12 protein-coding genes are annotated in these 15,109 nt (G+C 38.3%); 7 read left to right on the top strand and 5 right to left on the bottom strand.

Features of this window, described 5'->3' with window-relative positions; translation table 11 throughout:
• Positions 1-9 precede the first annotated feature (9 nt).
• Positions 10-447, top strand: a complete 438-nt coding sequence (locus BM383_RS02900) for a TPM domain-containing protein (protein WP_093022771.1) — start codon at positions 10-12, stop codon at positions 445-447.
• Positions 428-1,246, top strand: a complete 819-nt coding sequence (locus BM383_RS02895; RefSeq protein ID WP_394331568.1) for a TPM domain-containing protein — start codon at positions 428-430, stop codon at positions 1,244-1,246. Before BM383_RS02900 ends, BM383_RS02895 begins: the two co-directional genes overlap by 20 nt.
• A 103-nt stretch (positions 1,247-1,349) precedes the next feature.
• On the opposite strand, the gene BM383_RS02890 is transcribed toward BM383_RS02895, so the two are convergent.
• The 3 genes from BM383_RS02890 to BM383_RS02880 all read right to left on the bottom strand — a co-directional run bounded on the left by BM383_RS02890 (position 1,350) and on the right by BM383_RS02880 (position 6,591).
• Positions 1,350-4,106, bottom strand: coding sequence for an outer membrane beta-barrel protein (locus BM383_RS02890; RefSeq protein WP_093022767.1), 2,757 nt, complete (start codon positions 4,104-4,106; stop codon positions 1,350-1,352).
• Positions 4,107-4,406: 300 nt separating this feature from the next.
• A complete protein-coding gene (gene der / locus BM383_RS02885; protein ID WP_093022764.1) occupies positions 4,407-5,711 on the bottom strand; it encodes a ribosome biogenesis GTPase Der in 1,305 nt (434 codons plus the stop codon).
• Between the two features lie 94 nt (positions 5,712-5,805).
• Complete coding sequence (locus tag BM383_RS02880) at positions 5,806-6,591, bottom strand: M90 family metallopeptidase (RefSeq protein WP_093022761.1); 786 nt, start codon at positions 6,589-6,591, stop codon at positions 5,806-5,808.
• A 177-nt stretch (positions 6,592-6,768) separates the two neighbouring features.
• On the opposite strand from BM383_RS02880, the gene BM383_RS02875 reads away from it, so the two are divergent.
• Positions 6,769-7,302: a lipid-binding SYLF domain-containing protein gene (locus tag BM383_RS02875; RefSeq protein WP_093022758.1), complete on the top strand. Its 534-nt coding sequence runs from the start codon at positions 6,769-6,771 to the stop codon at positions 7,300-7,302.
• Between the two features lie 418 nt (positions 7,303-7,720).
• Here the strand turns inward: BM383_RS02875 and BM383_RS02870 are convergent, their stop codons facing one another.
• Both BM383_RS02870 and era read right to left on the bottom strand, forming a co-directional pair.
• Entirely contained in the window at positions 7,721-8,053 is a 333-nt protein-coding gene (locus BM383_RS02870; RefSeq protein WP_093022755.1) for a GIY-YIG nuclease family protein, read from the bottom strand.
• A 535-nt stretch (positions 8,054-8,588) separates the two neighbouring features.
• A complete protein-coding gene (gene era / locus BM383_RS02865; protein ID WP_093022752.1) occupies positions 8,589-9,473 on the bottom strand; it encodes a GTPase Era in 885 nt (294 codons plus the stop codon).
• Between the two features lie 508 nt (positions 9,474-9,981).
• Between era and BM383_RS02860 the strand changes: the two genes are divergently transcribed.
• From BM383_RS02860 to BM383_RS02850, 4 genes are all read left to right on the top strand, one after another.
• Positions 9,982-10,974, top strand: a complete 993-nt coding sequence (locus BM383_RS02860) for an HNH endonuclease (RefSeq protein ID WP_093022749.1) — start codon at positions 9,982-9,984, stop codon at positions 10,972-10,974.
• Positions 10,975-11,115: 141 nt separating this feature from the next.
• Positions 11,116-13,083 carry a DUF2075 domain-containing protein gene (locus BM383_RS02855; RefSeq protein ID WP_093023432.1) on the top strand — a complete coding sequence of 656 codons (1,968 nt, stop codon included), beginning with the start codon at positions 11,116-11,118 and terminating at the stop codon, positions 13,081-13,083.
• 1,022 nt (positions 13,084-14,105) lie between these two features.
• Complete coding sequence (locus BM383_RS18915) at positions 14,106-14,273, top strand: hypothetical protein (RefSeq protein ID WP_218157908.1); 168 nt, start codon at positions 14,106-14,108, stop codon at positions 14,271-14,273.
• Between the two features lie 19 nt (positions 14,274-14,292).
• Positions 14,293-14,904, top strand: a complete 612-nt coding sequence (locus tag BM383_RS02850; protein ID WP_143106332.1) for a HEAT repeat domain-containing protein — start codon at positions 14,293-14,295, stop codon at positions 14,902-14,904.
• Positions 14,905-15,109: the final 205 nt, after the last annotated feature.

The raw sequence follows: 15,109 nt of genomic DNA, 5'->3' as shown, positions 1-15,109 counted from the left end.
CAGCACACTATGCCTTCTATAAAAGATTTTTTAAGTAAGGAAGACGAAACCGCTATTGTAGCTGCCATTAAAACGGCCGAAACCAATACCAGTGGCGAAATTCGGGTACATATTGAAAAAGGAACCGATAAAGATGATTTTGACCGTGCCTTAGAAGTTTTTCAAATGTTGGAAATGCACAAGACTGAATTACAAAACGGAGTGCTTATCTACGTCGCTGTAGAGAAAAGAACTTTTGTCATTTGCGGTGATAAAGGTATCAATGATGTTGTGCCAGATAACTTCTGGGACAGCACCAAAGATGAAATCATCAACCAATTTAAACAAGGTAATTTTAAACAAGGTTTGGTAGACGGAATTTTAAAAGCAGGCGAGCAACTAAAAGCGCATTTCCCTTACCAAGACGATGATGTAAATGAATTACCAGATGAAATTTCTAAAGGCTAATATGTTACAACAAATAAATTTTAAACAGTACTTTACCTTAATTGCATTGCTCATTACTTGTGTAGTATCTGCACAATTTGAGATCCCAGAAAAACCCTCTAAAGAAACCAGTGTATATGATTATGCTGAAGTTTTATCAAAAGGACAAAAGAATGCATTAGAGAATAAATTAGTACGTTACTCAGACACTACCTCAACACAAATTGTTTTCATTTCTATTAAAAGTCTTAATGGCGAAAACATAGGATTGCTAGCTCCAAAATGGGGACAACAATGGGGTATTGGTCAAAAAGGAAAAGATAACGGTGTTGTAATTCTTTTGGCAGAAAAAGAACACGAAATCTGGATAGCTCCTGGTTACGAAGCGGAAGAAAAACTAACTGCCGGAATCAATGGAGAAATCATTAGAAATATCATTATTCCAGAATTTAAACGAGGCGATTACTACGCAGGCTTAGACAAAGGTACCGATGCTATTTTTGAAGTATTACAAGGCACTTTCAAAGGTACACGTAAAAGAAGTGGAGGTTCTGCTGCTCCCTTGGTGGTCATTGTTATATTCATCATTATTATAATGCTTATCTTCAGAAACCGTAGAGGCGGTGGCGGAGGTCGAGGTGGCCGAAGAGGTGGTTTTGACCTTACCGATTTTATCATTCTAAGCAGCTTGGGCCGTGGTGGAAACTATGGCGGAGGTGGCTTTGGTGGTGGAAGCAGCGGAGGCTTTGGAGGCGGAGGCTTCGGAGGCGGCTTTGGCGGCGGTGGTTTCTCTGGTGGAGGCGCCGGTGGTAGCTGGTAAACAAATAACAATACTCCAAAATATACGATATAAAAAAGCCATGCATTTGCATGGCTTTTTCGGTTCAAAATTAAAATCTCTATAGCAATTTATAGAAGTCTTTTTAGAATCTCATAAAGTGGCGCTCTTTCTTCTTCTGACCGCCAAACATTTCTAGATTATACGTTAAAGAGAACATTACATAACGCTTTAAAACCGTATTCTGTTCATCTACAATAGCGGTAGGCGTAATGGTTCTGGTAGCGCTTAAGTTTTGATCTAATAAATCATATACTTTTACTTTCGCTAAAAATCTGTCTTTGTAAAAATTGTACCCTAAACTCATGTTCCATAAATAAAAGTCTTTACGGAAACCATCAGCAATATTAGAATTATAGGTGTATCCAAAATCATTACCCCAAACTACGTTCTTTGGCCAGTACAAAGTAGTTTGCACGTTGGCGGTGTGGGTTACATTGCTGGTAGCATCTATAACGTAATTATCATATTTGGTATCATAATAATTCAAACGATAGCTTGGTTCTATGGTCACTAGTTCCGGAATTTCATAGGTTACCGATACACCCGGACTTAACGTCCATCGGTCTGACTCGTACAACTCTGCATTGGTCAAACCTTTACTTTTACTATAATTAGCATCTATACTGGCACGGTATCGTAAAGAATTTCCGTTTTCTCCTTTAAATGACTTACTATAACTAAAACCTCCAAATCCAGAATACACATCATCTAAATTCTCATAGGTAGTCGTCGCTTTGTTGGCATCGTCATAAGTGGTTGAAGAAACTACCTGATTATTGGTAGTACTTCCTCCTCCCCAAATAAACAATCCGGTACGTGTGGAGAAATCAAAATTATTAAAGTTGAAATACAAGTTATTATTTCGAGTAGGATCTAAGTCTGGATTACCAATAATGGTACTCAATGGATTGGATAAATTGGCTACCGGCAAAAGCTGTTGAGCAGAAGGCAAGCTTACGTCGTAGTTATAATTCATATAAATAGACTTCGATTTCCCTATTTGAATACGCCCTCTTGCACTTACGGTTGGAAATACGTAAGATTGATTTAGTTCTGTAGTTGCTCCCACATAGACCGATCTGTTTTTAAAATCAATGATATCTGCTCCCAAATCTAAACTTAACCATAGATTTTTTTTCTGAACACTCAATCCTGCCTCTGGAGAAAAAGTATTGGTTTTAGAATCGTAATAATAAGACTGTTCTGCATTGAGATCTGTATAGGCCGTACCATCAAAATCAAAAGTATTTCGTTGATCCAAATCATTGGTGTATTTGTACGTCGCATCAATATTCAATCGTAACGAATCTGTTAACGGTTCACGGAATCCTGCGCTCAATCGGTATTCATCTGTGGTATTTCTGGTAAATCTATTTTGATCTCGTATATCCGAAGGATCACCAGTTTCATAAAAGTTGGTTTCCGATTGGGTATTCAAATCGGTATTGGAACGGCTGTTCGTATTGTTAAAACTCACATTGTAGCCTCTCCCCTTCTTCGCCAACTTTTTAAAGAGATACAAACGATTTTCAAATGAAGTACTTTCCTTGTTGGTGACAGATTTTGACTGACTATCATTTAACAAGGCTCCTTCTTCATCGGTAGTTGCTTCTGCCTGGGTATAATTGTTTACATTGGTACTCTGCTTAAAATTCGGGTTGACACGAATGGTTAAGGTAGAGTCAATTTTTATGGTAGTTCGGTCTCCACTCACGGTGTGTGTTCTGCTGTAATTATCGGTAACACTGTTTGAGTTGGTAAAGGTAGTGCGGTCCGGCTGAAAGTTTTCGGTACTGGTTACGTTATCATTATCAGTATTCGTTTCTGTAAAATAGTACGTTAAATTAGGTTCTATTTTTTCATCCAGAAAGCTGTCTGCATAATTGAATCCTATCATATTGGATTGGGTAATACCATACCTTGTAGCCGACTGTAACTCATCAAAAGTATCCCATGAATTTCGTCCACCACCCATATTATCAAATACTTCATCCATAGAAAAACCTACAGAATTGATATTGTTAGAGGAAGCTAATACACTTATTTTTCGGTCGCCTTTAAAGGTATTGAACAGTAAGCTAGACTCATACCTATCGTCGGTACCATACCCAGCCATGGCTTTTCCAAACAAGCCTTTGTTTTTATCTTCGGCTATGGTAAGGTTTATGGTCTTGTTATCGCCACTTGCTTTATCACCGGAAAGTTCTTCTTCGTCTGTTTTGGTATTGGTTACCTGAATCTTTTCTATCAATTCTGCCGGTAAATTTTGCGTTGCTATTTTACCATCGCTTCCAAAAAACGGTTTTCCGTTTACCAGAATGTTGTTAACCTCTTTTCCGTTCACCGTAATGGTTCCGTCTGGCTTTACATCTACACCAGGCAGTTGTTTCAGCATCTGTTCTACATTGGAATCTGGCGCTACTTTAAAAGAGCTTGCATTAAACTCCAGCGTATCTGCCTTTACGGTAATAGGAGCACTTTCTCCCACGACACTTACTCCTTCCAGCTCCATAGCATAAGGCTGCATTGAGACGGTTCCCAAGGCAAAAGTTTCTTTGGTAAGGGTTAATTCTTTTCGGTAGGTTTGATAACCATTATAGGTGATTACAACTCTGGCTTTGGGCTTTTTGGTTTTAAATTCTAGCTCAAAGACACCATTTTGATTGGTAACCGTATAGTTGATTAAGGTACTATCGGCAATGGTTTCCACAAATACAGTGGCAGATTCTAGTGTGTTGTCAAATTCGTCTTTTACGGTTCCCGAGACCGTATAGTCTTGTGCTTGCCCTATAGCCATACAAAAAGCACAGAGCAAGAAAAACAGCACATTTTTCTTCATGATTGGTTGATTGTTAGTTTTTAGTTGATGAATGAATAACTTGCAAGAAAAGTAATCAACTTTTCAGTGTAAAAACGTTAATAGCTTTACTTTAGTATTATTTTAACAAAAAAGAAACACCATTTTCTTTAAAAGTCTCCCCACTCATATAATGATGAATGCTACAAAAAATATAGCATCAAAAGCTTAGACTGTCTTCTAGGAAAAAGGTTTAAAGAGTACCTAATAATTCTAATGCATAAAATGAAAAAAGGAAGCTAATAATAGCTTCCTTCTAGGTAGTATGTATAGGAATAAATCTTATTTCTTTCTAAAATAAACATCAATAGGCACTCCGGTAAAACCAAAGTGATCGCGTAACTGATTTTCTATAAATCGCTTGTACGGATCTTTAACGTATTGTGGTAAGTTGGCAAAGAATACAAACTGTGGCATTGGTGTAGGCAACTGCATACAATATTTGATCTTTATAAACTTCCCTTTGGTTGCCGGTGGCGGCGTATTTTCTATGATAGGCAACATGGTTTCGTTAAGCACGCTGGTTTTAATGCGTTTGCTACGATTCTCATATACCTCTACTGCTGTTTCAATAGCTTTATAAATACGTTGCTTGGTCAAAGCAGACATATAAATAATTGGCACATCGGTAAACGGTGCTATTTCGCGTTCTATGGCTTGGGTAAATGCTTTTGCAGAATTGGTATCTTTCTCTATCAAATCCCATTTGTTTACCAAAATCACCACGCCTTTACGGTTACGCTGTGCCAACCAAAAGATATTTACATCCTGTCCTTCAAATCCACGAGTGGCATCTAACACCAACAAACATACATCTGAATGTTCTATGGCACGTACCGAACGCATAACAGAGTAAAACTCTAGATCTTCTTTAACTTTGGCTTTTCTTCTTATCCCGGCTGTATCTACAAGGTTGAATTCAAAACCAAAACGGTTGTAACGGGTATCGTTACTATCACGCGTTGTTCCTGCAATATCGGTAACTATATACCTGTCTTCTCCAATTAAGGCATTGATAAAAGATGATTTTCCGGCATTAGGTCTTCCTACAACGGCAAAACGCGGTAACTCGCTTACTTCTTCCTCTTCATCTTCTGGCAAGGCTTCTACTACAGCATCTAGCAATTCTCCGGTACCACTACCGTTAATACTGGAAATGGTGTAATATTCGCCTAACCCCAAACTATAAAACTCTACTGCGTTTGCTTCGCGCATGGCAGTATCTACTTTATTTACTACTAGAAAAACAGGTTTGTCAGAGCGGCGTAGCAAATTGGCTACATCCTCGTCCATTCCGGTAACTCCGGTTTCTACATCTACAACAAAAACAAGAATGTCTGCTTCATCAATAGCTAACTCTACTTGTTTATCTATTTCTTGTTCAAAAATATCATCGCTACCCACAACGTATCCACCGGTATCGATCAATGAAAATTCACGACCATTCCAATCCGATCTTCCGTAGTGACGGTCTCTGGTAACCCCGCTTACAGCGTCTACAATAGCCTCTCTTCGCTTAATCAAACGGTTAAACAAAGTGGACTTCCCTACATTGGGCCTACCAACTATAGCTACAATTCTACTCATGTGCTTCTAAAAATTATGTGCAAAGGTAGTGTTTAGATTCTTATGATAAAATAGTTAGCGACCCCGAAGACTGTAATTTTCAGTTTTTCAAGGATTAAAGTCGGGTTGAATCCGATGGATCTTGACGGAAACACTTTTCTAGCATAGCATACAATTCCGGATGCTTTCGCTGCATCAACTTGGGCCTGCTAAAAAAATACTCCGAAGCCACCGCAAAAAATTCCTGTTGTGATGTACCTCCGTACTTGCGTATATCAGATTGGTTCTTATTAATTTCTTCCATGGTATCGTGCATCAGTTTTAACCACGGCAGCGTATTGGGTTCTTGTAACAACTGCTCCGGTACGCCATCCACAGCACCATCTACCCCATCTATTAAATGCACAAACTCATGAATCCCTGTATTCAGTTTATCAGATTCGTTATCAAACCCATGGTGCAATGCTTTTTTAGATAAAATCATGGTATTCTTCAAACGGCCATTGCCTACCATCCCCATGATCACGCGCTCCTTGTCTTCTTTGTTAAAGTCAAATTCTTTATTAAAAGACGCGGGATATAACAATACCGAACTCAAATTGGGATAGTACCATGCTTCAAACCCCATGGTGGGAATCACGGCTGCGGCAGCTACCAATACTTTATCTTCGTCGGTAACTTCGGTCTGTACGCCTTCTATATAGACTTCGGTTAAAAACTTCATGATGCGGTTCTTAAACTGTTGCTTTTCCTCTGTAGGAAGACGCTTGTAGAAAACCGAATGCTGAATGTACGGCTCCCACTTCTTTGGAAAAGCTTCCACTTTCTTTTTCTTCTTTCTTTTGTTCCAAAAAAACAGCACCAAGGCTGCAAACAAGATCACACTTATATATTGTCCCATGCTATAGATATTGCAAATCCAAATGTAGTTGATTAAAGTGGAAAGCGATGGTAGGCGCATGGCTTTCTAACATTTTATTGACGATTAATAACGCACCTTTAACAGCCGGCGCACGAGTTACATTGTACATTCGTAGTAGAAAAAGAAAGAAAAAGAACTATAAAAAAAAGAATTGTTATGAAAAAATTAAAAACTGTATTGGCCAGTGCTCTGGTATGTTTGTTTACTGCAAATGCCGTGGCACAAACAAGTAAAGATCAAAAAATCATGAAAGATGCCGCAAAGGCAAAAACGACACTCATGGCAAAAGATGCCGGACTGGAAAGTTTCTTTGATGATGCAGCCGGATATGTGATTTTTCCCAATGTAGGGAAAGGCGGTTTCATTATTGGAGGTGCTACCGGAAACGGTGTAGTGTATGATGATGGTGTTGCTATTGGAATGGCCGATCTAAAAAAAATTAACGTAGGTCTACAAGCAGGTGGTCAAGCCATTACCGAAGTAATTTTCTTTGAGACAGAAGGGGACCTCAAAGATTTTATGAAAGGAAACTTCCAATTTTCTGCCGAGGCTTCAGCGGTTGCCGTAAAGTCTGGAAAAGCAGTGAATGCGAAGTATAAAGATGGTGTTGCCGTATTTGCAATGCCAAAAGGTGGTTTGATGGCCGATGCTTCCGTAGGCGGACAAAAATTTGATTATGAATCATTCTAAGTCCATAGTTGATTTATAAAAAAAGCCCGGTACATACCGGGCTTTTTTTATGTATTTTATGTAGAAATCTAAAGGTTCTCGACTACGCTCGAACTGACAATACATTCTACCATGTCAGGCTGAGTATTATCGAGAGTAAAAGATATACCTCTACCACTATGTCAGGCTGAGCGGAGTCGAAGCCCCATAACTACTAAAATCCCAGTGTCACGCTGAGCATTATCGAGAGTAAAATACATTTTAATCGAAGATACCTTACGAAGTAACCGAAGCCAATCATAACTAAAATCCCGGTGTCAGGCTGAGCAGAGTCGAAGCTACTAAACAACTAAAAATCAAAATTATACCACCATGTCAAGCAGAGCAGAGTCGAAGCCATTTAATAGTTCAAATACCAATCTTAAACCTCTCAACTCCATTAACCATCCTTTTTCTTATGGCCGATATGATTCATATAATGTGAGATATTTTTGCATTCGGAAAGTTCTGAAAGCATTTCATAAGCACCATTAATCAAGGCCTCTTTCTTTGCTCTACTCCACTTCTTTATTTTCTTCTCAAATAGTATAGCTTGTACAGGTTCTGTAAAGGATTGACTCCAAACAAGCTCCACAGGTCTTCTATTATAAGTATAAGCATTTGGCTTTCTTCCTGAGTTATGATCTATCAAACGTTTTTCTACATCAGAGGTGATTCCCGTATAATAAGAGCCATCCGCACAGAGTAGTATGTAAACGTTATAGAATTTCATCGCTCATTTTCAGCTTAAGGTACTAAAAATATATTCATTATAAATTATACAACACGAGTCAATTAAAAGTTTTGTTCTCGACTACGCTCGAACTGACAATATATTCTACCATGTCAGGCTGAGCAGAGTCGAAGCCCAATAACAACTAAAAACCCAGTGTCAGGCTGAGCGGAGTCGAAGCTGCTCAACAACGAAAAACCCAGTGTCAGGCTGAGCGGAGTCGAAGCCAATCACAACGAAAAATCATACCTCTACCACCATGTCAGGCTGAGCATTATCGAGAGTAAAATACATTTTAATCGAAGATACATTACGAAGTAACCGAAGCCAATCATAATTAAAATCTCGGTGTCAGGCTGAGCGGAGTCGAAGCCCCATAACTACTAAAATCCCGGTGTCAGGCTGAGCATTATCGAGAGTAAAATACATTTTAATCGAAGATACCTTACGAAGTAATCGAAGCCAATTATAACTAAAAACCCGGTGTCAGGCTGAGCGGAGTCGAAGCTGTTGAATAATTCAAAACACTTCAAACTTACTTCTGATTGTACCCAAAACGCTTAAGCTGATTTGCATTGCTACGCCAATCTTTATTCACTTTTACATAAAGCTCAATATGTATTTGTTTACCAAAGAATTTCTCCAGGTCAGCACGCGCTTGCATCCCTACACGCTTAATCGCTTCTCCTTTATGACCAATAATGATTCCCTTTTGAGTTTCACGCTCTACCATGATCACAGAACGAATACGAATGATCTCTTCACTCTCAAAAAACTCCTCAGTATCTACTTCTACCGCATACGGAATTTCCTTCTTGTAGTTCACCAAAATCTTTTCGCGAATGTTTTCATTCACAAAAAAACGCTCTGGCTTATCCGTTAGCTGATCTTTTGGGTAAAAGGGAGGCGAAGCTGGTAACAACGATAAAATACGATCAAACACTTCCGGAACATTAAAGTTCTCCAATGCCGAAATAGGATATACTTCTGCTTTCGGTACTTTTTCTTTCCAATAAAGCATTTGCTCCTCCAATTGTTCCTGCGAAGTGGTATCTATCTTATTCAATAACAGCAATACAGGAATCTTAGCCTTGTTGATCTTTTTGAAAAAAGCCTCATCTTTCAGTTCCTTCTCGCCTATCTCCACCATGTATAGCAACACATCGGCATCTTCAAAAGCACTCTTTACAAAGTCCATCATAGAAGATTGCAGCTCATAGGCAGGTTTAATGATTCCCGGAGTATCAGACAATACCACCTGAAAATCGTCTCCATTCACAATCCCCAAAATACGGTGGCGGGTAGTTTGTGCTTTGGAAGTAATAATGCTCAACTTCTCGCCTATAAAGGCATTCATCAAGGTAGATTTCCCCACGTTTGGGTTTCCTATGATGTTTACAAATCCTGCTTTATGACTCATATGTAATTGCTTTGGGGCAAAGATACGGTTTTAGTTGAATGTTATCAGCTTTCTACGTACAGCAATAACCCAAAAGTTACAGGCACTACCAAAAGATCAAAAGAAGGTTGAAGGAAGGTAGACAGAACCTTGGTAAAAGCATGCACAGACCATACTTAGAAAACCTAAGAGCCAACTAAGAGAAAGCATAGGGATTGCTTACAGAAAGCTTACAGGATGAACACAGAACACTAACAGAAAACAACACAAGTGTCCGCTTTATTTTAACTAAAATACAGTAAAACAACACTTTACCAAAACACAAGTGTCCGCAACTGTAATGGAAGTGTTATGTATAGTGGTTTTACATAAATTAATCAGCTAATAATCAGTTAATTATATTTTTTAAAAAAAGAGACACAGAAAGCATGTAATGACAAAAAAAAGAAATACGCCGCCTTGAATTACAACTGTTTTATGATATGATGTGAGGTTTTGTTGTATATTTAGGCACTACTACAACGAAACTTTGAACCAACAACTAGCCAAATACACCAAATACTTTCAGACCCTAAAACAAGGTTACAGCAAAGGATTAGGAAAAGCACCCCACAAACCGGTACTATTGCTTTCGGTCATTCAATTGATCCAAAATGGCAGCATCCGCAGTCCAAAAGTATATGTGAGTCCAGAGTTGGTCACGGCTTTTCAAACTAATTGGGAGGCTTTGGTCATCACAGCACATATTCCCACATTCTCATTGCCCTTTTTCCATTTAAAGAACGAAAAAGGAGACTTTTGGAATTTGGTCACTTGGAATGGATTGGATAAACTCACCACCACTTCCCGAAGTATCAAAAGCTTCAAAATGCTCGAAGAAGAAGTACGCTATGCAGAGCTAGCCCCAGACCTGTTTCAACTACTCACAAACCCAGTACATGCAGCTTATCTAACAGAAGTATTACTGGCTACCTATTTCCCAGCCACCAAACAAGCCTATGATGCAGAAGGTTTGGAAAAACGCTATACTCAACTAGCTGACGAAATGTTACAAGAGCCTGCGGAAACCTATCAAACCAAAATGAAATGGTTTCAGGAAAAGCCCTCCAAAGAAATTTATCAAATAGAACGCTATGTACGCAGCGATGTATTTAAAAAAACCATTCCAAAACTCTACCAACACCGGTGTTGCATTTCGGGCATGCAGGTGCAAACAGGCTTGCCCATACAAATGGTAGACGCCTGCCATATCATACCCTTTAAGACCTCTTTAGACGATACCGTGACGAATGGTTTTTCACTATCGCCCACCTTACACCGCGCGTTTGACCGTGGGTTGATTGGGGTAGATGACGATTACCGCGTCATAGTTTCACCAGTAGTTACCGAACAACCCTCGGTATATGCCATTTCGCAATTCCAAGGGGCAGAACTCTTGCTACCCAAAGAACCCGCCTACCATCCATCACAAGCTGCATTTGCATGGCATCGTTCGCAAGTATTTGTAAAAGGGAAACGATAATAAACTAAGTGATTTATAGGAAAAATAAGATTATTAGAAATTCCTCTTATGACAAAAATAGCACACAATATCATTAGTATATCTCCATTATAACAGGTTTTGTCTAATGCCAAGAATCTTATTGACACAAAAGAAAATGAAATGAAAAGAGCATATTACTCAAATACGATAGACCAATTTTTAAATGATTCAGTTTCCAGTATAATCGGAGAATTAAGTATGAATCATAGCAACAGAAGTTTAGATGAGTTGCAAACTAACGCCTGGAAAAAGCAAATTGAAATTCTTAAAGATCAATTAAATGGATTGGAAGGACAAATCTATTTTGAGTTTGCAATCCCAAGAATGGGAAAAAGAGTTGATAATATCGTCATCGTAAAGGACACTGCATTTATCATAGAGTTTAAAGTTGGTGACGGTTGGTACGCAAAATATGCAATCGAACAAGTTATTGATTATACAATTGATCTAAAGAATTTTCATGAAGGAAGTCATTGTATAAAATTGATTCCAATTCTTGTTGCAACAAATGCAGAAACTATAATTAATGAATTACAAGAAATTATTAAACATAGAACAGCTGCCAAATCGAATAAGAAAAATTTACAAGAAGTCATAAATTCTTTCATTACTGAAAATAATAAATCAATTGATATAGTTTCTTGGGAAAACTCTATTTATAAACCAACCCCGACTATTATTGAAGCTGCTCAAGCCCTGTATAAAGGACATGATGTAAAAGAAATTACTCGTTCTGATTCGGGAGCAATAAATCTTTCAAAAACTACAACTTGTATAAACGAAATTGTAGAGTATTCAAAAACTTCAAAAGCTAAATCAATTTGTTTTGTTACCGGAGTTCCTGGTGCCGGAAAAACTCTTGCGGGATTAAACATTGCAAATGAACGAATGAATGCTGACGAAAACGAGCATGCGGTTTTTCTTTCTGGAAATGGACCTCTGGTTGATGTATTAAGAGAAGCTTTAACTAGAAATGAAGTCCAAACAGCAAAAGAAACCGGAGAAAATAAAACAAAAAAAGAAGCAGCAATAAAAGCAAATGCTTTTATCCAAAATATTCATCACTTCAGAGACGATAATTTATTATCTGAAAAAGCTCCAATAGAAAAAGTTGTTGTATTTGATGAAGCTCAACGAGCATGGACAATGCAACAAGCAAGTTCATTTATGAAAAGAAAAAAAGGAATTGAGGACTTTAACATGTCTGAACCTGAATTCCTAATTAATGTAATGAATCGTCATAAAGATTGGTGTACAATAATCTGCTTGATTGGAGGTGGCCAAGAAATTAATACAGGAGAAGCAGGATTAGAAGAGTGGATTATAGCATTAAAAGAACATTATTCTGAATGGGAAATACATTATTCAAATTTGATAACTGAAAATGAAAATTATTTAAAACAAACTGAACTAAAAGATTGGTTAACTATCAACGCAAATATCCAAACGGATTTACATTTAGCCGTTTCGGTAAGGTCATTTCGCTCGGAGAAACTCTCAGATTTCATTCATGATTTATTAGATTTAAAAAAGGATTCTGCAAAGGAACTGTACCAAGAGATAAAGTTTGATTATCCTATTATGTTGACCCGTGATTTAGAGTTAGCAAAACAATGGGTAAAGAATATGTCAAAAGGAACGGAGCGCTACGGATTAATTGCTTCTTCTGGCGCGCGAAGATTAAGACCTTATGGAATTGATGTCAAGAACGAAATAAAGGCAGCCAATTGGTTTCTGAACGATAATGAAGATACTAGATCATCATACTATATGGAGGATATTGCTACTGAATTTGATATCCAAGGTCTTGAGATTGATTGGGCTTGTGTCGCTTGGGGTGCAAATTTTCATTTAGATGATTTGTCCTGGAAATATCAAAATTTTAAGGGTACTAAATGGCAAAACATAAGAAAAGAGATTGATCAAAGTTATTTAAAAAATACATACAGAGTTTTACTTACAAGAGCACGTCAGGGTATGGTAATTTTTGTCCCTGAAGGCTCCGACTTTGATAAAACAAGGCCAAGCGAATTTTATAATGGTACATATAAATATTTGAAAGAATTGGGAATACCAGAATTAGAATAAACAATAACAGTGTTATACGGTATACAGTTCAAAATATAGGAACACAAGTGACTTTAACAAGTTTAAACACGACATGAAAACCTATTTATCAACACGTTACAATAATGGAATATCTCTACATTTAATCAAACTAAAGGATATTTAAAATCTGTTACAGGCATACATTATATGTTAAAGGTATATAATGTGCTAGGCAAAAACTAAAACGAAATGTATTTAGAAAAACCAACTAATAAAATTATAGTAAAAGTTCTCGACTAATATTCTCATGAAGCAGGGAACGAATAAAAAACTTCTAGACAATATTTAAAATAGTAGTTACTCTAATTTCTACTTTTTTCAAGAACATTAAACTGCAAAGATTAAGATTTCATCAATTTCAATCTTCAAACTAAACAACCTATAACCAAATTCCCCCTTGCAAACCCCAAATCAATTCCCTATCTTACAATCAAATAAGGGGTAACAGCCAACGTTCCGGAATACAATAGAAGGCAGTGTTTATATACACACGTAAAGAAGCATTAAAAAAGTGCAACAACGTCTTTTCGTAAGAAAAAGATGTAAAAAAATAGGGTGTAAAGAGCTTTTTGAGCATCGCGGTTCACGACCGCTCCACGACAAGTTCACGACACTCCCACGACCCTTCCACGACAAAAGCCGACGTTTCCACGAGGCTGCCACGACACGTTCACGACAATCACCCGAGGAGCTATCGACCAAACCCCGAGCGGGCATCGACGATTCCCTATGAATCCCCCGACGATTCCCCGAAGTAATTACAGAGCATCCACAGAGCAACGACGTACTAACCACGATAAAGTACCGACAAGGTATCGACCAAACTACGACTTTGCCATTTTTTGTGACCCTTGTTGCTAAAAGCGATACCCAAAATGCGCCTACTTAATTTTTGACGTTTCCTTTTGACTGTAATCAATGATATTTGTTAGTTTTCAAAGGATAACCTACTTATAATTAAGCTTCTGCACAGAGTGGCGTTTCACATTTTTTTTGTCAAAATGAAATTTTCAGAGGGACAAAAACGCCTAATTAGAAATACAAATGAGGTGGTTTTTATAATTTCCTATTTCTTAGGGATATCACTTAAAAAAGTGGAGAGAGATGGTTGTGGCGGTTGTTTATGGTGTACCTTTAAAAGAGTAGAGGTAATAGCAAAAGATGTATAAATGCTAAACACAAAACCTTATGAAAGCGACCATCACAAAACTACAGAACAGCGTCCAGGGGTATCAACCCATTGAAGGGACCGCACAAGACATGTTTCAACACAAAACAACGGCCGATTGTTTTGCCTATGCCTATGGATTTTTAACCTACCGAAACGAACAGATACGCAGTTTGGGCGTATGCCTTCTGGGGCGTATTGCTGTAAAGAACCCGCGAGCTTTACAAGTACTTCGGCAAGAAGTAAGTACCGATACCAGCCAACGGGTACAGGAAGCCCTGGTGCGCGCCTTTGATTATTATTGCAGCACCGTAGGCCATGCACATGCCCTACCCGTTATGGTAGATTGGTTGCAAAGCGATGAACCCACCGTATGCAAAGCTGCCATACGCAGCATCAGCCATGCCCGCAACGATTCCTTTTTTAGAAAATATCCCGAAGTCGCCATTCAACTCATTGCAGGCAAACGCTTCTTAGACGATGATGACCTGCAACAAACCCTGGCCCTGGCCCTGCATCAATTGCGCCAGTTAGATAACGATGCCGTCACTGCCGAACTCAACTCCTGGGATCGTTCCATCCCCGAAGTACAAAGCACCTACGAAAAAACACTACACTACCTCACTAACTAGAAATGTAGAAATAAACCGTTAGTAAAAGTGCAACAGCCATTGATAAGAGGGGAAGTCAGTGGCTGTTGTTTTAACACCAATACGCCTTCGCCATAACAGGCCACTGAGTGGTTTTCAATACTACGAAGTAAAGAATTGAAAAGTGTACCGAAGTGCCGAATCATTACTACCATACACCAAGGCAGGTCACTGAGTGGTTTTCAAT

Source organism: Pustulibacterium marinum (assembly GCF_900116665.1).
Lineage (GTDB): Bacteria > Bacteroidota > Bacteroidia > Flavobacteriales > Flavobacteriaceae > Pustulibacterium > Pustulibacterium marinum.
Note: the sequence above shows the minus strand (reverse complement) of the source record. Positions and strands in the feature narration are given on the sequence as shown.